Origin of the sequence: Paucibacter sp. B51, from assembly GCF_027863535.1 — a bacterium.
Classification (GTDB): domain Bacteria; phylum Pseudomonadota; class Gammaproteobacteria; order Burkholderiales; family Burkholderiaceae_C; genus Paucibacter_A; species Paucibacter_A aquatilis.
The window spans coordinates 4,693,139-4,717,731 of sequence record NZ_JAPIVN010000001.1; the positions used below are offsets into that span (position 1 = coordinate 4,693,139).

The window sequence follows — 24,593 nt, forward strand, 5'->3', positions numbered from 1 at the left end:
CCGGCATGGCCGTCACCCCCCCCCCCCCCACCCCGCCCTCCCCGCCCTCCCCGCCACGATGAAATTCCAACTCGACGAGCCGCAAGGCGGCAACATCATTTCGCGCCACGACGGGCAAAGCGTCCGGGTCAATGCCGACGAACACCGCAGCAGCGTGCTGGTGCCTTGGCGCGGCGAGGTGCAGTCCTGGGCGCTGACGCGCTTTGAGGATCTGACAGAAGCGCACTTTGAACAGATCTTGAGCCTGAAGCCCGAACTGGTGATCTTTGGCAGCGGCAGCCGCATCCGCTTCGCCAACCCCAAGCTGTACCGCAGCTTGATCGAGGCCCGCATCGGCATCGAAACCATGGACCTGGCGGCGGCCTGCCGCACCTACAACGTGCTCAGCAGCGAGCATCGCGCCGTGCTTGCAGCCTTGCTGATCGAAGCCTGAAATACAGAAGCTTTATGGGGCGCTGGAGGCTGCGCCGAGCGGCTTTGCAAGGGTGATGACACTGCGCAATCCATGCACTTGAAACCCATCCCGGGCTCAATCTGGCACACATCACAAGCGCTGGACCGAGGGCAATCCCCCTAAATGACGAAGGCGGGCCTCCCGGAGGGGGCTCGCCAAAGGCCGTATAATCAACGGCTATGCCCAGCCGGGCACATCATACATAGAACGCCACATGACGCCAGCGCTCAACAAACCTCTCCCGGAAATTGAAGCCCTTGCCACCGGAGGCGTGAAGTTCACACCACAAACCTTCCTGGGTCAAGCCGTGGTGCTGTACTTCTACCCGAAGGACAACACTCCCGGTTGTACTACGGAAGCGATGCAATTTCGCGACCGCCACAAGGACTTCGTGAAAGCTGGCGCAGTTGTGCTGGGTGTTTCGCGCGACAACATGGCCTCGCACGACAAGTTCAAGCAAACGCTGGAACTGCCTTTCGAGCTGATCGCGGACACCGAAGAAAAGCTTTGCCACATGTTCGGCGTGGTCAAGAACAAGATCATGTACGGCAAGAAGGTCAAGGGCATCGAGCGCTCGACTTTCCTGATCGACGCGTCGGGCGTGCTGCGCGCCGAATGGCGTGGCATCAAGGTGGCTGGCCATGTGGACGAAGTCCTCAAGGAAGTCAGCGCTCTGAAAAAGGCTGCAGCCTGATTCAGCGAGCCTTGCGACTAGCAAAAGCCGATTCGGGCCCTGCCCGCATCGGCTTTTTTCATGCCCGCGCATTTGGGCGGCGGCGTCACCGGCTTTGTGCATAATGGATTCATGCCCGAGAGCCGCGAAGCCCAAGAACAAACACCATCAAGCCGCACAGCAGCCTGTGCGGCTTTTTGCTTTTTTCGGCCGCCTGCTTCGTCATCAGCCTCCCGGCCTGCCGTCACGGCTTTTCTTCCCGACTGCGTGGTGAGCTTCACCTCGCCCGAACACTGAGCACCATGCCACTGCCCAAGCCCCCGACCAAACGCGCCGCCCGCCTCGAGCCCACCGCCTTTGCAAACACCTTGGCGGTGAGCCCCAGCAACAAAGCCGAGACCCCGATCGCCAAAACCAGCAGCCGCAGCCTGGCTGCCGCCAAGCTGAGCGCCGCGCCCACAGCTGCACCCGCACCCGCCACTGCCACAGTGAGTGGCCGCAGCCCTGCCGCCAAAACCCGCAGCGCTGCAAAACCAGCTGCCGCACCGACCTTGCCGGTGGACGCCCTGGCGCCCACCATCTACCCCGCTGACAAGCCCAAGACCAGCAAACCCACGCCCGAAAGCGCCAGCAAGACCAGCAGCGCCGCCAAGCCGGCCAAGACCAGCAAGAAGGCCGGCAGCGCCGCGCCCAAGCTCTTTGTGCTCGACACCAATGTGCTGATGCACGACCCGATGAGCTTGTTCCGCTTCGAGGAACACGACATCTACCTGCCCATGATCACGCTCGAAGAGCTGGACGGGCACAAAAAGGGCATGACCGAAGTGGCGCGCAATGTGCGCCAGGTCAGTCGCGAGCTGGACAACCTGGCCGGCGGCCTGAAAAGCAGCGGCATCGAGGAAATGGCCAAGGGCCTGCCCCTGGACCACACCGGCCACCGCGAAGCCGGCGGCAAGCTGTTCTTCCAGACCCAGCTGATCGACACACCCCTGCCAGCCGGCCTGCCCCAGGGCAAGGCCGACAACCAGATCCTGGCCGTGGTGCAGGCGCTGAAGATCCAGCAGCCCGAGCGCGAAGTCGTCCTGGTGTCCAAGGACATCAATATGCGCATCAAGGCGCGTGCCCTGGGCCTGCCGGCCGAGGACTACCGCAATGACAAGACGCTGGAAGACTCCGACCTGCTCTACACGGGCGTGCAAGCCCTGCCGGCCGACTTCTGGGAGCGCCATGGCAAGACCATGGAAAGCTGGCAGCAAGGCGGCCTGACCTACTACCGCATCAGCGGCCCCCTGGTGCCCTCGCTGCTGGTCAACGAGCTGGTCTACCTGGAGGCGCCCGGCGCCGTGCCGCTGTACGCCAAGGTGCTGGAGATCACCGGCAAGACCGCCGTGCTGCGCACGCTCAAGGACTACGGCAACCAGAAGCATTCGGTCTGGGGCGTGACCGCCCGCAACCGCGAGCAGAACTTCGCCCTCAACCTGCTGCTCGACCCCGACTGCGACTTCGTCACCCTGACCGGCACGGCCGGCACCGGCAAGACGCTGATGACCCTGGCCGCCGGCCTCTCGCAAGTGCTCGACGAGCGCCGCTACAGCGAGATCATCGTCACACGCGTGACCGTGCCTGTGGGCGAGGACATCGGTTTCCTGCCCGGCACCGAAGAGGAAAAGATGAGCCCCTGGATGGGCGCCCTGGACGACAACCTCGAAGTGCTGGCCCGCGGTGACAGCGCCGCCGGCGAATGGGGCCGCGCGGCCACCAACGACCTGGTGCGCAGCAAGATCAAGATCAAGAGCTTGAACTTCATGCGCGGCCGCACTTTTTTGAACAAGTTCGTCATCATCGACGAGGCGCAAAACCTGACGCCCAAGCAGATGAAGACCTTGATCACTCGCGCCGGCCCCGGCACCAAAATCGTCTGCCTGGGCAACCTCGCGCAGATCGACACGCCCTATCTGACCGAAGGCAGCTCGGGCCTGACCTACGCCGTGGACCGCTTCAAGGGCTGGGCCCACAGCGGCCATGTCACGCTGGCGCGCGGCGAACGCTCGCGTCTGGCAGACTTTGCCTCCGAGGTGCTCTGAGCACCTGGCGCCGATCGCAACTTTTTCCGGGGCGGCTTCAGCCGCCCTTTTTCTTTTTGCAGCCTGATCCCGACATGACGCTTTACGTCTCCGACCTCGACGGTACCTTGCTCGACCCCCAAGGCCGCCTGGCTAACAGCACCCGCGCCGGACTGACCCGCCTGCTGGACCAAGGCCTGCTCTTCACCGTGGCCAGCGCCCGCCATGTCACCTCGATCCGCCACATCCTGGGCGATCTGCCCCTGCGCCTGCCCGTGATCGGCAGCAACGGCGCCTACCTCAGCGATCTGGCCAGCGCTGAGCATGAGGTGGTCAATGCCATGGAGCCAGCCCTGGCTCAGGCCGTGTTCGCCCTGATCCGCCAGCATGGCTTGATGCCCTTCGTCTCCACCCACGGCCCGCTGGGCGACCAGCTGTTTTACCAATCGGTGCACAACGAGGCGCAGCAGGCCTTTGTCACCGAGCGCCAGCGCAATGCCGACCCGCGCCTGCGCCACAGCCCGCGTCTGCAAGACGAGCTGCGCGACCCGGCCGTGACCTTTGTGGTGGTGGAGCGCGAGGCGCCGCTGGCGGCGCTGCAGGCGGACATCGACGCAGTGTGCGGCGATGCGGTGGAAACCCATCTGGCCGAAGACCTGTACAAACCTGGCTGGCCCTGGCTGACCGTGCACGACCGCCGCGCCACCAAGGATCAGGGCATCCAACTGCTGGCCCAGCGCTACGGCCTGCAGGAACGCGAGGTGGTGGTCTTTGGCGACCATGTCAACGACATCAAGATGCTGCGCGCCGCCCACCGCGGCATTGCCGTGGCCAATGCCATCGAGGCCGTCAAGCAGGAAGCCCACCAGGTGATCGGCCCGCATCACGAGGATGCGGTGCTGCGCTTCATCGAAGCCGACTGGCGGCGCTGAAGCCCGCCTCCGAGAGAGGTGTCAGGCCGGGCTGATCTGCAAGCGGCCACCCTGCCGGCTCAGGCTCAAGGCCAGCAGGCGCGTGACGGCATAGATGGCATCGAGATTGGGCGTCAAGGTCTCGGTGATGCGGGCCAGCTCGACCACGGCGCCAAGCAAGGCTTCCAGCTCCAGCGCGCGGCCGGCCTCCACATCCTGAAGCATCGAAGTCTTGTGCGCGCCTACGGCCTCGGCGCCGGCGATGCGCTTGTCCAGCGAGATCTTGAACTGCACGCCCAGCTTCTCGCCCACCTGCTGGGCCTCGCCCATCATGCGCGCGGCCAGCTCGCGGCTGAGCGGGAAGCGGCAGATGTCTTCCAGCGTGGCATGGCTCAGGGCCGAGATCGGGTTGAAGCTGAGATTGCCCCAGAGCTTGACCCAGAGCTCGGAGCGAATGTCCTTGGCCACTGGTGCCTTGAAGCCGGCGCGCATCAGGGCTTGCGACAAGGCCTCGATGCGTTCACTGCGCTGGCCGTCGAGCTCGCCCAGGCTGAAGCGATTGCCCTCGATCAGGCGCACGCGCCCGGGCGCTTCCAGCTGCGCCGCGGGGTAGACGATGCTGCCAATCACCTGGGCCGAGGGCAGCGTGGCGGCGATGGCGCCGCCCGGGTCCACCGACTCCAGCACGCGGCCCTCATGCGGGCCGGCCAGACCCTGGAAATACCACCAGGGCAGGCCGTTGATCATGCTGACGATCAGGGTCTGCGGGCCGATCAGGGCCGGCAGCTCGGGCAGCAGATCGACCAGCTGATGTGCTTTCACGGTCAGCAGCACGACATCCTGCACGCCCGCTTCGGCCATGCGCTGGACCGCGCGCAGGTTCGCGCCGGCCGGCTGCGTCAGCTCGCGACCGTCCTCCTCGATCAAGGTGAAGCCCTGGGCCTGGATGGCGGCCAGGTTCTTGTTGCGGGCGATGAAGCAAACCTGCTCATCGGCCGCGGCCAGACGCACCCCGAGCAGGCCGCCGATGGCGCCTGCACCCACGATGGCGAACTTCATGCGCCCGTCCTCATTCCACTCATACGGCCTTCACCTCTTGTTGTGCATCTGCCGCCGGACCGCGGGCCCAGCGCTTGGCCACATCCAGCAGCGGCCAGAGCAGCATCAGCAAGGCCAGGCCCGTGATGCCACCGACCAAGCCATTGGACCAAAAAATGCTGAGCTCGCCCTGCGAGAGCAGCATGGACTGGCGGAAGTTGGCCTCGGCCTTGTCGCCCAGCACCAAGGCCAGCACCAGAGGCGCCATGGGAATCTTGATCTTCTTGAACAAATAACCGAGCACGCCAAAGCCCAACATCAGGTAGACATCGAACATGGAGCTGTGCACCGTGTAGGCACCCACCGCACAGGTGACGATGATGATGGGCGCAATGATGGCAAAGGGCACGCGCAGGATGGCAGCCCAGAATGGCACCGTCGTCAAAACCACGATCAGACCGACGATGTTGGCCAGGTACATGCTGGCAATCAAGCCCCAGACGAAATCCTTGTGTTCGGTGAACAGCATGGGCCCGGGCTGCAGCCCCCAGATCACCAGGCCACCGAGCAGCACGGCGGCCGTGGGCGAGCCCGGTATGCCAAGCGTCAACATGGGCAGCAGGGCCGAGGTACCGGCGGCATGGGCGGCCGTCTCGGGCGCCACCACACCGGCCAACTCGCCCTTGCCAAAGTCCTCGGGGTTCTTGGCCATGCGCCGCGCCACGCCATAACTCATGAATGAAGCGGGTGTAGCGCCGCCGGGCGTGATGCCCATCCAGCAACCGATGGCCATGGAGCGCAGAAAGGTCTTCCAGTGGCGCAACAGCTGCACCCAGGTCTGCCAGACCGCGCGCGGGCTGATGCGGGCGCTCTGGCCCTTGAAGGCCAGGCCCTCTTCCATGGTCAACAGGATCTCGCCGATGCCAAAGAGACCGATCACCGCGATCAGGAAATCAAAGCCCTTGAGCAGATCGGTGAAGCCATAGGTCATGCGCAGCTGACCGGTCATGTCGTCCATGCCCACGGCGGCCAGGGCAAAGCCCAGCAGCATGGCGATCAGGGTCTTGACCGGCGCTTCCTGGCTCATGCCGACAAAGCTGCAGAAGGTCAGCAACTGCACCGCAAACAACTCGGCCGGACCGAAGCGCAGGGCAAAACGGGCCAGCAGCGGCGCAAGAAAGGTGATCAGAAGCGTGGCGAACACGGCGCCCACAAAGGACGAGGTGAAGGCCGCCGTCAGCGCCTGCGCCGCCTGGCCGCGCTGGGCCATAGGGTAGCCATCAAAGGTGGTGGCCACCGACCAGGGTTCACCGGGGATATTGAACAGGATGGACGTGATGGCCCCGCCGAACAAAGCGCCCCAGTAGATGCAGGACAGCATGATGATGCCGGTGGTGGGGTCCATGGCGAAGGTCAGCGGCAGCAGGATGGCCACACCATTGGCGCCGCCCAAACCCGGCAGCACGCCGATCAAGACCCCCAGCAGGATGCCCACCAACATATAGCCCAGATTGGGCAGGGTGGCGGCGACCGAAAAGCCGTGCAGCAGATTGGAAAAATCATCCATCTCAGAACCCCAGCCAGTGTTCGATCGGGCCCTTGGGCAAAGGCTGTGTGAAGGCGCGTTCAAACAGAAGGAACAAGCTGACGCTCACCGCCAGCGGCAACCCCACGAGCCAGGGCCAGCGATAGCCGCCGTTGCGCCACATGAACCAAGCCACCAGCAAGCAGGCTGCCAGATAGATGCCCAGCCAGGGGATGGCGGCGACAAACACGGTGGTTGGCAGCAGCACCGCCGCCACATCGCGCAACTGCGCACCTTCCGCAAACACGCGGCTGCGCAAGCGCGGCCAACGCAGCAGTTGCTGGAGCAGGAGCCAGGCCGAACAGGCCGCCAGCGCCAGGCCGATGCGAAACGGGAAATAGCCGGAGCGCGGCCCGTCCTCGGCCCAGCCAATGCCCAGGCGCAGGCTGTCCTTGATCACCAGGCCCGCCACGACGAGCAGGAACAGGGCCACGCCCAACTCCACCCAGCGCAGCTGCCAAGCACCCGGCCCAGCGCTTGCGGACAGGTTGTCTCCACGCTCCGCCGATTCAGTCTGCATGTTTTGTTCTTCGCTCATCACCCCGCCTCCCAGCCGAGATGAGCCCCTGGCTTACTGCGCCATGAAGCCCGCTTCCTTCATCAGCACACGGTGTTGCTGCTCGTTCTTACCCAGCCAATCGATGAACTCGGCACCCTGCAGCGCGGTTTGCCTGAACGCACCCTTGGCCATGAAGTCCTTCCACTCGGGCAAGGCGCGCAATTTGTTGAACAGCTCTTGGTAGAACGCCGTTTGATCGGCACTGACACCCGGCGGCATGAAGATGCCGCGCAGCATCAGATAGCTGACCGGGATGCCTTGCGATGCACAGGTGGGCAAATCGGCCCAGGCCTGGCTTGCAGTGACCTTGGCCGGGTAAGGCATGCGCTGCTCATCGAACACACACAGCGGCCGCAGCTTGCCGGCGCGCCAGTGCGACTCGGCCTCGATCGGGTTGTTGACGGTGGAGTCCACATGCTTGCCCACCAGCTGCACCGCCACATCACCGCCACCCTTATAGGGGATGTAGATCATCTTCTTGCCGGTGGCCTTCTCGAGCATGACGGTGATGATCTGGTCCTCCTGCTTGGAGCCCGTGCCGCCCATTTTGAAGCTGTTGGGGTTCTGACCCTTCAGCGCATTGAAGTAGTCCTTGGCCGTCTTGAAGGGCGCCTCTTCGTTAACCCAGAGCACGAACTGATCCAATGCCAGCATGCTGACCGGAGTCAGGTCTCGCCAGTTGAAAGGCACACCGGTGGCCATGGGCGTGGTGAAGAGGTTGGACAAGGTAATGACCAATTTGTGCGGATTGCCCTTGTCGCCCTTGACATCGAGGAAGCCTTCGGCGCCGGCACCACCCGCCTTGTTCACCACCACCATCGGCTGCGGGCTGAGCTGGTGCTTGGACACCATGCCCTGGACGAAACGAGCCATCTGATCGGCACCGCCGCCTGTGCCCGCAGGCACGATGAACTCGATCGGCTTGGTCGGCACCCAGCCGGCGGCCTGGGCCTGCACGGCCGCCAGGCCCAGCAGGGCCGCAGCCCACCAGGCCTTATTGTTCTTCTTGTGGATCGCACGCACTCCCATGAAACGCTCTCCCTTTATTGCACTGTTGGCAGTCAATCGATGAAACGGCAAAAACTCAGCCCAGGCCCAACTTCTGCGCCAGACCGATGCGCTGCAGCTTGCCCGTCGCCCCCTTGGGGATCTCGTCCATGAACAAGATCTTGCGCGGCACCTTGAAGTCCGCCAGGCGCAGGGCCACAAAGTCCTGCAGCTCGCGCTCGCTGGCGGCCTGCCCCTCGCGCAGCACCACCACGGCCGCGACCTCTTCGCCCAGCTTGGCATGCGGCATGCCGAAGCACACCACCTGCGCCACGGCCGCGTGGTCCATCAGCACCTCGTCCACTTCGCGTGGGCTGATCTTCTCGCCGCCACGGTTGATGATTTCCTTGAGCCGGCCGGTGATGGACACATAGCCCTCTGCATCCATCACGCCCTGGTCGCCGGTGCGGAACCAGCCCTGGCTGAAAGCCTCGGCATTGGCGCTCGGGTTGCTCTCATAACCCGCCGTCACATTGGCACCGCGGATGACGATTTCGCCGGTCTCGCCAGCCGCCAGCAGCGCGCCTCCGGCGCCCATGATGGCCACCTCGGGTCCTGCTGCCAGGCCCACCGTTCCGGGCTTGCGCACGGCCGGCGGCAGCGGGTTGCTGCACATCTGATGGGTGGCCTCGGTCATGCCGTAGGCCTCAATCAGCGGTGCGCCAAACACCTGCTCCAGCTCGGCAATCACCTGCGGCGGCATGGACGACGAAGACGAGCGCATGAAGCGCAGCGGGTGACGGGCAATCACCTCCTGGTTCTTGCTCGCGCGGCTCAGAATGGCCTGATGCATGGTGGGCACTGCCGTGTACCAGCTCGGTGCGGCCTCGTCCATCCAGCCGAAGAACTTCAGCGCATTGAAACCCGGCGTGCAGAACACCTGGGACCCCGCCGACAGCGGCGCCAGCACCCCGGCAATCAGGCCGTGGATGTGGAACAGCGGCATGATATTCAGGCCGCAGTCACTGGGCTGGAACTGCAGGCTCTGGCGGATGTTGCGGGCCGAGGCACAGAGATTGCGCTGCGACAGCGGCACGATCTTGGGCCGCGAGGTCGTGCCCGAGGTGTGCAGAACCATGGAGACATCGTCGGGCTGGGCATAGCCAGCCTGCGCTGCCGGGCCCTCGGTGCGGGCGCCGCCCTCGGTCTCGTGAAGCGTGAAGCTGCCGGCCGGCGCGCCGTCCTCAACCACCAGCTCCAGAATGCGAACGCCCAATTTCAGCGCCACCGCCACGGCGGGTGAGGCGCTGCCGCGCTCCACGATCAGGGCCTTGGCCTGCAGATCGCCCAAGTAGAACTCGAACTCCTCGGCGCGGTAGGCCGGGTTCAGCGGCGCACTGGCCACGCCGCAGGCGCAGGCCAGAAAACAAGCGGCCATTTCGGGGCCGTTGTTCAGAACCAGCGCAACCCGGTCATTGCGGCCGATGCCCAAGTGATTGAGACGGGACACCGTATCGGCCGCCAGCTGGCGCAATGCGCCATGACTCAAGGTCGGCCGCCCCGGGGCTCGCAGGGCCGGGGTGTCGGGCTGCGATTGCTGCGACAACATCTCAAACAGGGAGTCTTGGCTCATCGTTGCATCTCGTTCAGATTCAGGAGCAGGCCGATTCGGGGCGCAGTGTCGCAGCGAAAGATGTCATTTCACATCCAGCCAAACACCAAGTTTCAGCAGCGCCGCCTGGTCGTAGGCCTCGAAGCCCTTCCACTTGGTGGGCTCCAGCTTCTTGCGCCCGTCCTCGCTGCTGTCCAGGGCAAGAAAGTAGGCGCGAACCTTCTCGACCTGTTCCGAGCTGAGCTGCGGGCTGGCGATGATGTGCTTGATGGGCACCGCCTTGGACGCCGCCAATACCTTGCCGCCCTTGTCCTGCCAGTCCTTGACCAGGGCGTTGGAGGCGGTGGCGCCCGCATGGGTCAGGCGGTTCTCCACGAAGAAGGGCACGGCGTCCTGGTAACGGGTGTAAGTGATCTCCATCTGCTTGGGCACCACGCCGTTGTCGCGCAAGGTGGCGCGCACCATCATGGAGGTGATGGAATCTTCATCAGGCGCACCCAGGCGCTGCCCCCTGAGTTCGGCCAGCGATTTGAGCGTGCTGTCCGCGCGCACCAGAAAACTGGCCTTGTAGCCGGTGAAGCCCTTGGTCACGGCCAGCAAGCTGTAGCCCTGATCGCGGATGGCGGCAATGGAGATATGCGCCGGGTGCACCAGGGCCAGCTCCCAGCGCTTGTCAGCCAGGCCCTGGCGCAAGGTCGGGTAGTCGCCGATGGGCTCGATGGTGACCGGTTGGCGCAGCAGCTTGCTGAGGTCGGCGGCAATGCCCTCGTAACGCGTGCGGATCTCACTCAAGGGCACGCGATAGCTGACCCCTTCATTGACCGCAAAGCTCAAGGCCTGAGCGGCCAAGGCGGGCGCGCACAGCAGGGAGGTCAAAAGGATGGCGCGAAGCTTGGGGTACTTCAAGGCAAGAACTCCCGTGGACTGGTGAAGGAACTGTGGGGCATGCAGCAGAGCTTCTGCTGCGAGCTCGGTTGCAACATGGCCGGGAATGGCCGGGGATGGCCTCTGACCGGAGCTCGCCAACTGACGCGGGTCCCACTGACATGGATCGCCGGCATTGTGCGTGCCGGCCAGACCGTTCGGCGTAACAATTATCCTGAGCTGCAAGCAAATGAAAAAGCCCGTAACTCCGTGCAGGAGTTGCGGGCTCGAAACAGAAGCCAACGCCAGGAGCGGCGGCGGCGACGGTCAAGATTGGCGAGGATCAGCGTTTCAGGTAGTCGAAGAAGGCCTTGGCATTGCTGTCACGCTGCAAGAAATCGCGCACCAGCTCAGGCGCCGGCTTCTGGCCACCCTGGCCCAGCACCAGATTGCGGTAGCGCATGCCCGTCTCCGGGTTCAGCTTGTCAGCGGCAAAGGCCGTGCGCAGATCCATGGCCACGACCAGGCTCCAGAGGTAGCCGTAATAGCCGGCGCCGTAACCGCCCGCCACATGGGCAAAGCCGGCCGGGAACTTGCTGCCCTCGACATAACCCTGAGGCGTGGCGCCCTGCATCTTGGCCCACAGGGCCAGCGGCTCCTGGTGCACCGGGCCATGCAAGGCCAGGTCATAACTGGCGAACAGATGCTGGCGGCCGTACTGAGAGCCCTTGCCGAACTCCTTGGCCGCCACCGCCTTGTCCACCAGGGCATCCGGCACTGGCTTGCAGCTGGGGCAGACCTCGGCCATGAGCTTGAGCACCTTTTTGTCGTAAACCCAGTCTTCCAACATCTGCGAAGGGGCTTCCACAAAGTCCAGCATCACATTGGTACCGCCTTGCGAGGCGTAGTGGGTGTTGGACAGGTTGTTATGCACGGCATGACCCAGCTCGTGCAGCAGCGTCTCCATCTCACCCAGGGTCAGGCCCTTGCGGTCGAAGTTGACCACCAGGGCGGCCGTGGGCGTTCGGCCGATGCGGGTGGCGCTGGAGCGCAGCGGCCAGACGGCCGCGTGGTTGTACTTGGCCTCGCGCGGGAACAGATCCACGTAAAGCGTGGCCAGGGGCTTGCCGCTGGCAGCGTCGCTGACGGCATAGGCCTGAGCCTCCGGATGCCACAGCTCGGCCGGCACGCGGGTGTACTTCACGCCCATCAGCCGCTCGATCACGCGCATGGCGAACTGCAGGCTTTCCTGGGCCGGGAAGTACTCGCGGAAGGCTTCCTGGTCGACCGAGAACTGCGCCTGCCGCAGGCGTTCGGCATAGAAAGCGCTGTCCCAGGCGAAGACCTGGGTGGCCTCCAGCGGGGTACCCAGATGCTGCGCCTTGGCGGCGCGCAACTGGGCCATATCGGCGACTTCGCGCTCGCTCACCTGGCTCTTCACCTCGTTGAGGAACTTCCAGGCACTGGCCGAGTCCTTGGCCATGCGGCGGCGCAGATTGAAGTCCACGAAGTTGTTGTAGCCAAAGAGCTTGGCGAAATCCTGGCGCGCCTGCGTGATCTCGTCGAGGATCTTGAGGTTGGCGTCCCCGCCTTCGCTGTTCTTGGCCCGCCACATGCGCTCGCGCGCGGCAGGGTCTTCGGCCATCTGGATCACCGGGCCGGAGCTGGGGTAGTCCACACCCAGCACGATGCGGCCCTGCGCATCGCGCGGCGCCTTGGCCCAAACACCCTCGGGCACGCCCTTGAGCTCCGCCTCGCTGAAGCTGACTTTGACGCCGGCATCGCGCAGGTTCTGACCGAACTTCTGGTCCAGCTCGGCCAGGCGCACCAGCAAGGTTTTGGCTTGCTTGCGCTTGGCCGGCGGCAGCGCCACGCCCGCATCCTCGAAGCTGCCCAGGGCCACACGCTGCAGCTCGCGCTCCAGAGCGGTGGGCGTGGGCACGCTCTTCAGGGCGCGGTAGAGCTTTTCGTTTTGGCCCACCCCCGTGTTGTACTCGGACCAGGCCATGGCGCAGGCCTGGGCGGCCTCACGCACAGCTTTGTCGGGGTGGACATTGAGCACGAACTCGATCGGGTACTGCACGTCCTCCTGGTAGGTGTAGTAATCGTCATAGGCCGCCAGCCAGCCGGTATCCAGCTTGCGGCGTTCCAGCGCAGCCAAGCGCTTCTTGGCGCCGGCCAACCCGGCATCGCAAGCCGACTTGACCTGCGCGGCCGATTTGAATTGGGGAAACGCTGGGCCGGGCAGAACGGCGGCGGCGCCGCCGCTCTGGGCCAGCGCCTGTGCGCCCAGCAAAAGGGCGGCAGCGCCGAGGAACAGATGCTTGTGCTTCATGGTGGCAATCGGGAAGAAATGAAATGAAGTCATGGGGCGAACCAGGAGGCCCCTGGCCGCCCGAGGGCTGCAGGCGTAAACGCTTTGCTCGCAGCCGCCTCGTGGGCTGGGATTGTGCGCCTCCGCGAATCCCGGCCACAGCGGGGTTTGCGACAGGCCAGACCTTTGCAAGCCATGCACCGCGCGCAAGCCGCACAGCCGACAAGTGCCCCACGGCATGGGCTGCGCCAGCGCAATCCGTGAAACCTTGCCGGAACGCAAGACCTGTCACCTCATAGCCGGACATCATCTGTGTTCAAATTAAGGGTTAGCCCTAGATCGAGCAGCGACTGGGGTTGATGATTGCTTCCGCTGCCTTCTGATTGCGCCGGGATTTCCCTCGGTCGCCTGCCACTTTGCTTGACACTCGCAACAGCCCCCCCATAAGCTGCGCGCCGAACACCATGCTCGACGCCAGCCGCCAGACCCCCTCCCCCACTGCCACTTCGCTCGGACGTGCTGTCCGCGCGCTGGGTTTGATGGCGAGCCTGGGTTTGATGGGCGCCTCCTTGGCACAAGCCCAGACCACGCCGCCACCAGGCATGGTCACCGGCGCCTACGGCCAGAGCCTGCTGCAGAACTCGAGCTCCAGCCAACTGACGGCTGGCCCCACGAACTCACAGAACCTGTCGGCAGTCACCGGCAATGCCAACCTCGCGCCCCTACCTGCGGCGCTGGCAGCCTCCGGAAACGGCGGCGCCGCCCATGGCCCGGCCGGAGTCACCACATCCACCTCCAGCGACCCCGTCAGCCGATTTCTGCAAGAACGCGGCCTGCTGGCGCAAGCCGAATCCAACAGCCTGCTGAACCAGGTGCGCGACACCGCCTCCGGCCTGGTGCTCTCGGCCATGAACTTCCTGGGTGTGCGCTACACGCGCGGCGGCAAGTCGGTCGAAAGCGGCTTTGACTGCAGCGGCTTCACCCGCCACATCTTCGAGCTCAGCGTGGGCATGGTGCTGCCGCACCGCGCCGACGAACAGGCCCGTCTGGCCAGCCTGCTGCCCATCAACAAGACCGAACTCAAGCCCGGCGATCTGGTGTTCTTCAACACCATGCGCCGCACCTTCTCGCATGTGGGCATCTACGTCGGCGAGGGCAAGTTCATCCACTCGCCCCGCGTCGGCGGCGCCGTGCGGGTGGAGGACATGCGCGAGGCCTACTGGGCCAAGCGCTTCACCGGGGCACGCCGCGCCGATCTGAACGCGGCGGCAGCCAACAACAACGCGCCGGCCAAGTAAGCCGCCGGACGTTGGACGGTCTTCAGGCCGAACTCAAGGCCGCAAGAACTCTTTCGCTGCCCAGGCCTGGGCCGAGGCTTCGCTCAGCTTGAAACCGGCGTCGACCTTGATCTGCGCGATCGTCTCCCCATCGTCGTTGCGCGCGGTCAGCGTGGCATAAGGGTTGTCTTCATCGGGAACGATGTCCAGCAAGACCTGGATGCGGCCCTGCTCGGTGTCGATCTTCAAGCTTTTGTGCAGGCGGGCGTGGAGCTGCTGCTCATGCCGACGCAGCACCTCGGAGGCGGTTTTCACCAAGGTGTGAAAGGCCGGCGCCGACAAGGGCTTGGGGTTCTTCTTGTCGCGACCCATGGTCCAGGGGCCGACCAAGGCGGGTTCGGCCTCGCCCGCCAGGGTCATGGCCACAGCCCAGCCCTCGTCGTCTTCGTTCTTGATGACCTCGGCCGTCCAGCGCTCATCGCGCCAGAGCAGATCGCTCTGCACCCAGGTGTCTTCCTCGTTCAGCACCGCGTTCTGTGCGGCTTGCAAATGCGTGTTCATGGCCGGCACGGTATCACGGCGCCGGCCCGGGCCTGTCAGCAGAGGATGCTCAAGCCGGCTTCTTGGCAACCAGGGTCAGGATGTCATAACTGGCCACCAGCTCGCCACGCTGGTTCATCACCTGCACATCCCAGGCCACGACGCCCTGCGGCGGCTGGTCGGGGCGATTGCCGCGGTCGATGCGGCGTTTGCATGTGAGGCGCGCCTGGATGGTGTCACCGATCGCCACCGGGTTCACAAAGCGCAGCGTGTCCAGGCCGTAATTGGCCAGCACCGGGCCGGGCGCCGGCGACACAAAGAGGCCGGCCGCGGCCGACAACACAAAGTAGCCGTGGGCGATGCGCTGACCGAACTGCGTGTCCTTGGCCGCCACTTCGTCGAAGTGCATGTAGAAGTAGTCACCCGAGACGCCGCCGAAATTGACGATGTCGGCCTCGCTGACGGTGCGGCGGTGGGTCAGCAGGGAATCGCCGACCTGGATCTCTTCGAAATACTTGCGGAAGGGATGGACGGCATCCTCCTGCACCCGGCCGCCGCGCTGGTACTCGCCGGTGATGGCGCTCAGCATGGTCGGGCTGCCCTGCACCGCGCAGCGCTGCAGGTAGTGCTTGACCGAGCGGATGCCGCCCAGCTCTTCGCCACCCCCAGCGCGGCCGGGGCCGCCATGCTTGAGCTGCGGCAGGGGCGAGCCGTGGCCCGTGGATTCCTTGGCCGCATCGCGGTCCAGCACCAGAAGACGGCCGTGGAAGGCCGCGGCGTGATAGACCGCTTGCGCGGCAATCGCCGGCGTCTTGGTGACCACCGAGCCGACCAGGCTGCCGCGGCCCTTGGCGGCCAGGCTCAGGGCCTCGTCCAGTTCCTGGTACGGCATCAAGGTGGACACCGGGCCGAAAGCTTCCAGGTTGTGAACTTGCTCGTTGGCGAAGGCATCGCGGCAGAGCAGCAAGGTCGGCGCAAAGAAAGCGCCCTCGCCCACGCCCTCGCCCACCGGTGCAAAGCCGTCCTTGGCGCCGAACACGACTTCATTGCCGGCGCTCAGCAAGGCCACGCGCTCGGCCACATCGGCCTGCTGGGCTTTGGAGGCCAGGGCGCCCATGCGCACGCCGTCGACGGCCGGGTCACCGACCTTGATTTTGGCCAGGCGCGCACGCAAGGCCTCGGCCACCGCATCGATGTGGCGGGCGGGCACGATGGCGCGGCGGATGGCGGTGCACTTCTGGCCGGTCTTGGCCGTCATCTCGCGCGCCACCTCTTTCACGAAGAGCTCGAACTCGGGGTCGCCCACCTCCACATCGGGCGCCAGGATGGCGCAGTTCAGGCTGTCCGCCTCGCCGTTGAAGGGAATGGAGCGCGCAATCAAGTTCTTGTTGACGCGCAGCATGGCGGCGGTATCGGCCGAGCCGGTGAAAGTGACCACATCGGTCTCTTCCAGGCGGTCCAGCAAATCGCCCGAGCCGCCCACGATCAGCTGCAAGCTGCCGGCGGGCAGCAGACCGCTTTCATGGATCAAACGCACACAGGCCTCGGCCACGAAGGAGGTGGCGGTGGCCGGCTTGACGATGCAAGGCATGCCCGCCAGGAAGCTAGGGGCGAATTTTTCCAACATGCCCCACATGGGGAAGTTGAAGGCATTGATGTGCACCGCCACGCCTCGTTTGGGCACCAGGATGTGGGAGCCGATGAACTGCCCCTCCTTGCTCAGCGGGATGGCCGGGCCCTCGTGCATCACATTGCTGGAGGGCAGCTCACGCCGGCCGATGCTGGCGTAGGCGAACAAGGTGCCGATGCCGCCTTCGATATCGATCCAGTTGTCACTGCGCGTGCCACCGGTGTGGGCGGAAATGGCGTACAGCCCCTCCTTGCGCTCCAGCAGATAGGTCGCCAAGGCCTTGAGCCGGGCGGCGCGTTGCTGGAAATCCAGGGCCAGCAAGGCAGGCAGGGCCTGACCCCGCGCATAGCTCAGGCTCTCGGCAAAGTCGATCTCATCCGCATGGGTCAGCGCCACCGGCCGGCCATTGACGGCGCTGTGCAAGGCTCGGGCCGCCTGGCTGCCGATCCAGCGGTTGGCAATCAGGCTTTGAAGAATGGGAGGGGTGGCGCTCATGGCGGTGGTCTGTCTCTGAGTGGATTTCAAAAGGGGCCCGATCGGGCCCCTGCTTGCTAAGGGTTCCGTGTGAACCCGGCGTCAGGGCTGGTGTCAGGGCTGGTAGAGCCAGGCGCCCTTTTCGATCTTCACCATCACGCGGGCACGCTGATCCAGGCCCAGGTGATCGGTCGGCGACATATTGAACACGCCGTGGGCGCCGGGCAGCTCTTTCACGCCCTCCAACGCATCGCGCAGCGCGGCGCGGAAGGCCGGCGTGCCGGGCTGTGCTTTCTTCAGCGCCACGGGCAGCGCCGCCTGCAGCAGCAGGCCGGCATCCCAGGCATGGCCGCCGAAGGTCGAGACCGTGCCCTTGCCAAAGGCCGCTTCGTACTTGGCGACGTAGTCGAGCGCGCTCTTCTTGACCGGATGATCGGCCGGCAGCTGGCTGGCCACCAGCACGCCGCCGCTGGGCAGAAAGGTGCCTTCCACATCCTTGCCGCCGACGCGAAGGAAGTCGTTGTTGGCCACACCGTGGGTTTGGTAGTACTTGCCGGCATAGCCGCGCTCACGCAGTGACTTCTGCGGCAGCACGGCCGGCGTGCCCGAGCCCGCAATCAGCACCGCATCGGGCTTGGCCGCCACCAGCTTGAGCACCTGGCCCGTGACCGAGGTGTCCGTGCGGTTGTAGCGTTCGGACGCGACCAACTTCAGGCCCTTGAGCTCGGCAATCTTGCTGAACTCCTGGAACCAGCCCTCGCCATAAGCATCGGCAAAGCCGATGAAACCCACGGTCTTCACGCCCGCCGAAGCCATGTGCTGGGCGATGGCCAGGGCCATCATGATGTCGTTCTGCGGGGTCTTGAAAACCCAGCGCTTCTTGGCGTCGACCGGGTCGACGATGCGGTTGGAGGCCGCCATGGAGATCATGGGCGTGGCGCCCTCGACCACGGCATCAATCATGGCCAGGGAATTGGGGCTGGTGGTCGAGCCGATCACGACATCGACCTTGTGCTCGGTGATCAGCTTGCGCGTGTTGGCCACGGCCGAGGTGGTGTCAGAGGCATCGTCGAGCACGATGTAATTGACCTTCTGGCCGGCGATGCTGGTCGGCATCAGGCTCAAGGTGTTCTTCTCCGGGATGCCCAGGGAAGCTGCCGGCCCGGTGGCCGAGACGGTGACGCCGACATTGATGTCGGCCAGGGCTTGGGCGCACAGCAAGAGTCCAGCGGCCAGGCTCAGCCAGGTCTTGCGGTGTGACGACGATGGGTGCTTCAGCGAAGTGGCATTCATGCTCGTTCTGTCTCCTGTGTGTTGTCCGTGAAAAAAGGCGTGCCTAGGCAAGCCAGCCATGGTCCGCCGCCAAGCCTTCATCAAACTTGCAAGGCCTGCGCCCCAGGCTCGGCTTGCACCGCGCCCAGTCCGCCAAAGAACAGATCGGCCACCATGGGGGCCACCGCGTCATAGGTCAGCTCGCCATCGGGCTTGAGCCAGGTGAAGGTCCAGTTGATCATGCCAAAGAGCAGCATGGTCAGCGGTTTGTGCAGCCTGGCTCCCTGCAGCTCGGGCCGCACGGCCGCCACACTGTCGGCAAAGGCCGCGACCACACGACGCTCGATCGCGGTCAGGCGCAGGCGATCGGCTTCATCCAGGAACTTCACATCCTCGGTCAGCACCCGGTGCTCGTTCTGCGCCTGGCCATAGGCCTGCACAAAGCGGGCGATCAGGGCGCGCAGCCGCGCCTCGGGGGCCAGGTCTTGCGCCAGCACTTCCTGCACCAAGGCTTCCAGATCCTGCACATGGCTCTCGCAGATCTGCACCAGCAGTTCGTGCTTGTCGCGCACATAGTGATACAGCGTGGGCTTGCTCACGGCGCAGGCTTCGGCCACGGCATTCATCGAAGTGCCCGGATAGCCTTGATGCGCGAACAGGCGCGCGGCCTCGCGCAGGATCTGCTCGCGCTGGTTCTCGAAACCCGGAGCGCGTCCGCGGGCCATCAGCTTGCGTCCATCGGTGAACGGGAGCGCGACATCGGTTCAGCGTTCATCAAAAGAAATCACCACGCGGGGCGTCAATGCATGGGCCTGGCAGCTCAAGATGAAACCGGCAGCGATCTCATGCTTGTCGAGCGCGAAGTTCTTGTCCATGCGCACCTCACCCTCCAGCAGCTTGCAGCGGCAGGTCGAGCAGACACCGCTCTTGCAGGAAAAGGGCACATCCATGCCTGCACGCGCGGCGGCGTCCAGCAGGCTGGCATCGCTCTTGGAAAACCCAATCTCGCGGCTGAGGCCGTCGCGAATCACCGTCACGCGGGCGTTGTCGGCATCGCCGGCCAGGCTTTGGTGAGGCGCGGGCTGGCCGGCTTGCATCTCGGGCGTGCCGAAGCGCTCGACATGGATGCGCGACTCGTCCACGCCGGAGGCGCGCAAGGTGGCCTCGGCCGCCTCGTTCATCTCGAACGGCCCGCAGATGTAGGCCTGGTCGATGCTGGACGGTGGCAGCACCGTGGCCAGGAACACTGCCAGCTTGCCCGCATCGATGCGCCCCGCTTGCAGCGGCGCATCGACCTGCTCGCGCGAAAACACCGGGTGCAGAGACAGCCGCGTCATATAGCGGTTCTTCAGATCCTCGATCTCCTCCTTGAACATGGTGGAGGCCTGGGCCCGGTTGCCGTAAATCAGGGTGAAGCGGGCCTCGGGGTCGCGCGCCAGCACCGTCTTCATGATGGACAGGATGGGCGTGATGCCCGAGCCAGCCGCGATACCGACATGATGCTCGCCGCGCACGGCCAGAGCCTGGGCGCCGAAACGGCCCTGAGGCGGATAGCTCTCGATCACCGCGCCGGCCTTGAGTTCGCCGTGCACCCAGGTCGAGAAGGCGCCGCCTTCCACCCGGCGCACACCCACGCGCAGCTCGCCGTCATCGGCGCCGGCGCAGATGGAATAGGAGCGGCGCAGATCCTGACCCTTCACCTCATGGCGCAGGGTCAGGTATTGACCGGGCACGAACTGGAAATCAGCTTGCAGGCTGGCGGGCACCTCGAAGCTGAGGATCACGGCGTCGTCAGTGTCGGGAGTCACCGAACGTACGGTCAAAGGGTGGAAGTGCAGACTCATCGCAGGGATCCGTCTTCTTTGAATTCAGATGGGTTTGAAATGCTCAAACGGCTCGCGGCAGCTCAAGCAGCGGTACAGGGCCTTGCAGGCGGTGGAGCCAAAAGCAGACAGCTTTTCGGTCTGCAGGCTGCCGCAGCGCGGGCAGGCCAGCTGGCTCAGCGAGGCGCGGTGCACCAGGCGAATCGGCTGCTCGGCACCCGCCGCCACCGGACCCGGTGGCGCAATGCCGTAAGCGCGCAGCTTCTCGCGGCCCTCGGCCGTGATCCAGTCGGTGGTCCAGGCCGGCGCGCGCTGCAGGGTCACCTGCACCGAGCCAAAAGCAGACAAGGCCGTGCGCACATCGTCCTGAATCAGCTCGGTCGCCGGGCAGCCGCTGTAGGTGGGCGTCAGCACCACCTCCAGGCCCTCGACCCCGTCCTCACGCAGGCGCAGATCGCGCACGATGCCGAGCTCGCAGAGCGAGATCACCGGCACCTCGGGGTCGGGAATCTGGCGCAGCACCTCCCAGGCGGCTTCCAGCCGACCGCAGGCGCTGCTTGAAGGCAGACTCATTACCACTTGCCCCCGGGGTAGGCGCGCTGCAGGTACTGCATCTCGGCCAGCAGATGGCCCATATGCTCGCTGTGCACGCCACGGCGGCCGGCGGACACGTAGGCGCTGGGCTTGGGATGGGCCAGGGTGGCGTCGGCCAGCACCTCGTCCATCTGCGCCTGCCAGTCGGCACGCAGCTCCGACCAGGCCGGGCCCAAGCCCTGGGCCACCGCCGCGGCATCGACCGCATCGGCGTCGAAGAGCTCATTGAACAAGGGCCAGAGCTGTGCCAGGGCTTCGCGCATGCGGGCGGCGGATTCATCCGTGCCATCACCGAGGCGCACCACCCAGTCGGCGGCATGCTGCTGGTGATAACGCGATTCCTTGACGGCCTTGGCGGCAATCGCCGCGACCTCGGCATCGCTGCTGGAAGCCAGGCGGCCCCAGAGCAGCTGCAGCCAGGTGGCGACGGCGAAGTTGCGCACCTGGGTGAAGGCGAAATCGCCGCGCGGCAGCTCCATCAGCACCGGGTTCAGGTACTGGCGCTCCTCGCGCAAGAAGGCGAGCTGGTCTTCGTCATGGCCCTGCCCGTCGAGATGCGCGGCATGGGTCAGCAGCGCGCGCGCCTGGCCGATCAGGTCCAGGGCCATATTGGCCAGGGCCAGGTCTTCCTCGAGGATGGGGCCGTGGCCACACCACTCGCCCAGGCGCTGGCCCAGGATCAGACAGCTGTCGGCGATGCGCAGCAGGTACTGCACTTGCGGGCTGGCGCCCACTTGAATCGATGCTTGCGTCATACCAGCGGCTTCTTTACATGTGGTTGATGGCATCGGGCAACTGATAGAAGGTCGGGTGGCGGTACACCTTGTCTTCAGCCGGATCGAAGTACATGCCCTTCTCGCCCGGGTCGGAGGCGACGATCTGGTTGGAGAGCACCACCCAGATGCTGCAGCCTTCCTGGCGCCGGGTGTAGACCTCGCGGGCCATCTGCACCGCCATCTTGGCGTCGGGCGCGTGCAGGCTTCCGCAATGCTTGTGGTCCAGGCCGGCCTTGCTGCGCACGAACACTTCCCACAGCGGCCATTCCTTGTTGATCGAACTCATGCGGCTTGCTCCTTCTTGTTCATGTGTTTGCGGGCGTGGGCCAGGGCGGCTTCGCGCACCCAGGCGCCGTCGTCCCAGGCCTTGACGCGGGTGGCCAGGCGTTCGCGGTTGCAGGGGCCGTCACCGCCAACCACGCGCCAGAACTCGGCCCAGTCGATGGCGCCAAAGTCATGCTCGCCGCGCTCTTCATTCCATTTGAGATCAGGGTCCGGCAGCGTGATGCCCAGGATCTGGGCCTGGGGCACGGTGGCGTCAACGAACTTCTGGCGCAGCTGGTCATTGCTGATTCGTTTGATGCCCCAGCGCATCGATTGCTCAGAGTTGGGCGAATCCTTGTCAGCCGGGCCGAACATCATCAGAGACGGCCACCACCAGCGATTGACCGCGTCCTGCACCATGGCTTTTTGCTCGGCCGTGCCTTCCTGCATCATCACCAGCAGGGACTCATAACCCTGACGTTGGTGGAAGCTCTCCTCGCGGCAGACGCGAATCATGGCCCGGGCATAGGGCGCATACGAGCAGCGGCACAGCGGCACCTGGTTCATGATGGCCGCGCCGTCGACCAGCCAGCCGATCACACCGACATCGGCCCAGGTCAGGGTCGGGTAGTTGAAGATGGAGCTGTACTTGGCCTTGCCACTGTGCAGGGCGTCCAGCATCTGATCGCGGCTGGTGCCCAGGGTCTCGGCGGCCGAGTAGAGGTAGAGGCCATGGCCGCCTTCGTCCTGCACCTTGGCCAGCAGGATGGCCTTGCGCTTGAGCGTGGGCGCGCGGCTGATCCAGTTGCCCTCGGGCAGCATGCCGACGATCTCGGAATGCGCATGCTGGCTGATCTGGCGCACCAAGGTCTTGCGGTAATGCTCGGGCATCCAGTCCTTGGCTTCGATGAAATCGCCTGCATCGATGCGGGCCTCGAAGGCGGCTTCGCGGGCCGCGTCCTCGGCGCTCTTGGCCTTGGTGGCCACATCCTGCGGGCCGACGCTCATGGCTTGGGTGTACATCTGCTTTGCTCCTGAAAGAGGCCGCCGCGGGGCTGAATCAGCGCGGGCGCTTGTCAATCACCCGGCGGGCTTTGCCCACCAAGGTGCGTTCAATCGAATCGGGCGCGCCGACATGGACCTTGGTGGACACACCCACCAGGGTCTTGATGCGGTGCTGCAAGGACTTGGCCACCTGGGCGACCTGGCTGCCATCGGCGGCTGCGGCGGCCGGCTGCAGCTCGCAGCGCACCTCCACCTCGTCGAGCGCACCTTCGCGCGAGACCACGATCTGGTACTGGCCCGAGAGCTGCGGCTCCTGCAGCACCAGTTCTTCGATCTGGGTCGGGAACATATTGACGCCGCGGATGATGAGCATGTCGTCGCTGCGGCCGACGATCTTGCCCATGCGCCGCATGCTGCGCGAGGTGGGCGGCAGCAGCCGGGTCAGATCGCGGGTGCGGTAGCGGATGATGGGCAGGGCCTGCTTGCTCAGCGAGGTGAAGACCAGCTCGCCCTCAGCACCATCGGGCAGCACGGCACCGGTCTCGGGGTCGATGATCTCGGGGTAGAAATGATCTTCCCAGATCACCGGGCCGTCCTTGCTCTCGATGCACTCGCTGGCCACGCCCGGGCCCATGACCTCGGACAAGCCGTAGATGTCCACCGCGTCGATGCCAGCCTTGCCCTCGATCTCGCGGCGCATGGCCTCGGTCCAGGGCTCGGCCCCGAAGATGCCGATGCGCAGCGACATCTCGCGCGCATCCAGGCCCTGGCGCGCAAACTCCTCGATGATCACCTGCATATAGCTGGGCGTGACCATGATGATGTCGGGCCGGAAATCCTGGATCAGCTGCACCTGCTTTTCGGTCTGACCACCAGACATGGGGATGACCGTGCAGCCCAGCTTTTCGGCGCCGTAATGCGCGCCCAGGCCGCCGGTGAAGAGACCATAACCATAAGCCACATGGACCAGATCGCCCGCGCGGCCGCCGGCGGCGTAGATGGAGCGGGCCACCAGACCGGCCCAGGTGTCGATGTCCTGCTGGGTGTAGCCCACGACCGTCGGCTTGCCCGTGGTGCCCGAGGAGGCATGGACCCGCGCCACCTGCTGGCGCGGCACGGCGAACATGCCGAAGGGGTAGTTGTCGCGCAGGTCCTTCTTGGTGGTGAAGGGAAACTTGGCCAGGTCGGCCAGGCTCTTCAAATCGGACGGGTGCACACCGGCCGCATCGAAGACGGCCTTGTAATGCGGCACCTGGTCGTAGGCATGCTGCAGGCTCCAGCGCAGGCGCGTCAGCTGCAGGGCTTGCAGCTCGTCCTGGCTGGCACTCTCGATCGCGTCCAGGCCGGGACGCGATGGCGTGCTGTTCGTCGTCACGTTCATGCCTCACCTTCCGAGGGTTCCAAATCCGGGGCCAGGGGCGAGAGCACCACCGGCTTGCCCTTGATGCGGTAGCTCTTGCCGCGGAACACGGCCACCAGCTGATCGGCCTGGTTCTTGACCGTGATGTCGTAGACGCCGGTGCGGCCGGCCAGCGAGACCTCGCGCGCCACCGCGGTCAGGCGGTCACCCAATCGGGCGGGCGCCACGATGTCGATGCTGAAGCCCGAGGCCACGGTCAGCTCGTTGTAGGAGTTGCAGGCGAAGGCAAAGGTCGAGTCGGCCAGGGTGGTGATCAAGCCGCCGTGGCAGATCTCAAAGCCGTTGAGCATGTCCTCGCGCACGGTCATGGCCAGGGTGGCGCCGCCGGGCGCAATGGCCAGCACCTCCATGCCCAAGCTCTGACTGGCCCGATCCTGGGCCCACATGCTGCGCTTCACGGCTTCAGCAATCTCTTGTGCATCCATGCTCATGGGCGGCTCCGTCTTGATGCTGGCGCT

Annotated in this window: 23 protein-coding genes; 5 read left to right on the plus strand and 18 right to left on the minus strand. The window is 65.2% G+C overall.

What is annotated here, in order from left to right; all coding sequences use genetic code 11:
- Nucleotides 1–58: 58 nt before the first annotated feature.
- From OOB33_RS19800 to OOB33_RS19815, 4 genes are all read left to right on the plus strand, one after another.
- Nucleotides 59–433 (plus strand): Mth938-like domain-containing protein, encoded by a 375-nt coding sequence (locus tag OOB33_RS19800; RefSeq protein WP_102767347.1) that lies wholly within the window; start codon nucleotides 59–61, stop codon nucleotides 431–433.
- 235 nt (nucleotides 434–668) lie between these two features.
- Nucleotides 669–1,148: a peroxiredoxin gene (locus OOB33_RS19805; protein WP_102767348.1), complete on the plus strand. Its 480-nt coding sequence runs from the start codon at nucleotides 669–671 to the stop codon at nucleotides 1,146–1,148.
- A 281-nt stretch (nucleotides 1,149–1,429) separates the two neighbouring features.
- Nucleotides 1,430–3,211, plus strand: coding sequence for a PhoH family protein (locus tag OOB33_RS19810; RefSeq protein WP_271009895.1), 1,782 nt, complete (start codon nucleotides 1,430–1,432; stop codon nucleotides 3,209–3,211).
- A gap of 74 nt (nucleotides 3,212–3,285) precedes the next feature.
- Nucleotides 3,286–4,122 carry an HAD family hydrolase gene (locus OOB33_RS19815; RefSeq protein ID WP_271009896.1) on the plus strand — a complete coding sequence of 279 codons (837 nt, stop codon included), beginning with the start codon at nucleotides 3,286–3,288 and terminating at the stop codon, nucleotides 4,120–4,122.
- Nucleotides 4,123–4,143: 21 nt separating this feature from the next.
- On the opposite strand, the gene OOB33_RS19820 is transcribed toward OOB33_RS19815, so the two are convergent.
- The 7 genes from OOB33_RS19820 to OOB33_RS19850 form a co-directional block, all read right to left on the minus strand.
- A complete protein-coding gene (locus tag OOB33_RS19820) occupies nucleotides 4,144–5,160 on the minus strand; it encodes a 2-dehydropantoate 2-reductase (protein WP_271009897.1) in 1,017 nt (338 codons plus the stop codon).
- A gap of 19 nt (nucleotides 5,161–5,179) precedes the next feature.
- Nucleotides 5,180–6,706 carry a tripartite tricarboxylate transporter permease gene (locus OOB33_RS19825; RefSeq protein ID WP_271009898.1) on the minus strand — a complete coding sequence of 509 codons (1,527 nt, stop codon included), beginning with the start codon at nucleotides 6,704–6,706 and terminating at the stop codon, nucleotides 5,180–5,182.
- 1 nt (nucleotide 6,707) lies between these two features.
- Nucleotides 6,708–7,262 (minus strand): tripartite tricarboxylate transporter TctB family protein, encoded by a 555-nt coding sequence (locus tag OOB33_RS19830; RefSeq protein ID WP_271009899.1) that lies wholly within the window; start codon nucleotides 7,260–7,262, stop codon nucleotides 6,708–6,710.
- 33 nt (nucleotides 7,263–7,295) lie between these two features.
- Entirely contained in the window at nucleotides 7,296–8,312 is a 1,017-nt protein-coding gene (locus tag OOB33_RS19835) for a Bug family tripartite tricarboxylate transporter substrate binding protein (RefSeq protein ID WP_271009900.1), read from the minus strand.
- A 55-nt stretch (nucleotides 8,313–8,367) separates the two neighbouring features.
- The gene (locus tag OOB33_RS19840) at nucleotides 8,368–9,903 is read right to left on the minus strand and encodes an acyl--CoA ligase (RefSeq protein WP_102767354.1); all 1,536 of its coding nucleotides are present in this window, start codon (nucleotides 9,901–9,903) and stop codon (nucleotides 8,368–8,370) included.
- 63 nt (nucleotides 9,904–9,966) lie between these two features.
- Nucleotides 9,967–10,788, minus strand: coding sequence for a phosphate/phosphite/phosphonate ABC transporter substrate-binding protein (locus tag OOB33_RS19845; RefSeq protein ID WP_271009901.1), 822 nt, complete (start codon nucleotides 10,786–10,788; stop codon nucleotides 9,967–9,969).
- A gap of 301 nt (nucleotides 10,789–11,089) precedes the next feature.
- A complete protein-coding gene (locus tag OOB33_RS19850; protein WP_271009902.1) occupies nucleotides 11,090–13,114 on the minus strand; it encodes a M3 family metallopeptidase in 2,025 nt (674 codons plus the stop codon).
- Nucleotides 13,115–13,524: 410 nt separating this feature from the next.
- Between OOB33_RS19850 and OOB33_RS24460 the strand changes: the two genes are divergently transcribed.
- Complete coding sequence (locus OOB33_RS24460) at nucleotides 13,525–14,358, plus strand: C40 family peptidase (RefSeq protein WP_333780340.1); 834 nt, start codon at nucleotides 13,525–13,527, stop codon at nucleotides 14,356–14,358.
- 33 nt (nucleotides 14,359–14,391) lie between these two features.
- Here OOB33_RS24460 and OOB33_RS19860 read toward each other — a convergent pair whose 3' ends face one another.
- From OOB33_RS19860 to paaI, 11 genes are all read right to left on the minus strand, one after another.
- Entirely contained in the window at nucleotides 14,392–14,898 is a 507-nt protein-coding gene (locus OOB33_RS19860; RefSeq protein WP_102769534.1) for a hypothetical protein, read from the minus strand.
- Between the two features lie 49 nt (nucleotides 14,899–14,947).
- On the minus strand, nucleotides 14,948–17,002 hold the full coding sequence (paaZ, locus tag OOB33_RS19865; protein WP_271009903.1) for a phenylacetic acid degradation bifunctional protein PaaZ: 2,055 nt from the start codon (nucleotides 17,000–17,002) through the stop codon (nucleotides 14,948–14,950).
- A gap of 93 nt (nucleotides 17,003–17,095) precedes the next feature.
- Complete coding sequence (locus OOB33_RS19870) at nucleotides 17,096–18,274, minus strand: ABC transporter substrate-binding protein (RefSeq protein ID WP_271009904.1); 1,179 nt, start codon at nucleotides 18,272–18,274, stop codon at nucleotides 17,096–17,098.
- A gap of 80 nt (nucleotides 18,275–18,354) precedes the next feature.
- Nucleotides 18,355–18,978, minus strand: a complete 624-nt coding sequence (locus tag OOB33_RS19875) for a TetR/AcrR family transcriptional regulator (protein WP_271009905.1) — start codon at nucleotides 18,976–18,978, stop codon at nucleotides 18,355–18,357.
- Nucleotides 18,979–19,017: 39 nt separating this feature from the next.
- Nucleotides 19,018–20,097, minus strand: coding sequence for a 1,2-phenylacetyl-CoA epoxidase subunit PaaE (gene paaE, locus OOB33_RS19880; RefSeq protein WP_271009906.1), 1,080 nt, complete (start codon nucleotides 20,095–20,097; stop codon nucleotides 19,018–19,020).
- A 24-nt stretch (nucleotides 20,098–20,121) separates the two neighbouring features.
- Entirely contained in the window at nucleotides 20,122–20,649 is a 528-nt protein-coding gene (paaD, locus tag OOB33_RS19885; RefSeq protein ID WP_171825858.1) for a 1,2-phenylacetyl-CoA epoxidase subunit PaaD, read from the minus strand.
- On the minus strand, nucleotides 20,649–21,425 hold the full coding sequence (gene paaC / locus OOB33_RS19890) for a 1,2-phenylacetyl-CoA epoxidase subunit PaaC (RefSeq protein WP_271009907.1): 777 nt from the start codon (nucleotides 21,423–21,425) through the stop codon (nucleotides 20,649–20,651). The genes paaD and paaC overlap by 1 nt, the downstream gene beginning before the upstream one ends.
- Nucleotides 21,426–21,438: 13 nt before the next feature.
- Nucleotides 21,439–21,732 carry a 1,2-phenylacetyl-CoA epoxidase subunit PaaB gene (gene paaB, locus OOB33_RS19895; protein WP_171825856.1) on the minus strand — a complete coding sequence of 98 codons (294 nt, stop codon included), beginning with the start codon at nucleotides 21,730–21,732 and terminating at the stop codon, nucleotides 21,439–21,441.
- A complete protein-coding gene (gene paaA, locus OOB33_RS19900; RefSeq protein WP_171825855.1) occupies nucleotides 21,729–22,733 on the minus strand; it encodes a 1,2-phenylacetyl-CoA epoxidase subunit PaaA in 1,005 nt (334 codons plus the stop codon). Before paaA ends, paaB begins: the two co-directional genes overlap by 4 nt.
- 37 nt (nucleotides 22,734–22,770) lie before the next feature.
- Nucleotides 22,771–24,096 (minus strand): phenylacetate--CoA ligase PaaK, encoded by a 1,326-nt coding sequence (gene paaK, locus OOB33_RS19905; RefSeq protein ID WP_271009908.1) that lies wholly within the window; start codon nucleotides 24,094–24,096, stop codon nucleotides 22,771–22,773.
- The gene (paaI, locus tag OOB33_RS19910) at nucleotides 24,093–24,566 is read right to left on the minus strand and encodes a hydroxyphenylacetyl-CoA thioesterase PaaI (RefSeq protein WP_102767365.1); all 474 of its coding nucleotides are present in this window, start codon (nucleotides 24,564–24,566) and stop codon (nucleotides 24,093–24,095) included. The genes paaK and paaI overlap by 4 nt, the downstream gene beginning before the upstream one ends.
- Nucleotides 24,567–24,593 lie beyond the last annotated feature (27 nt).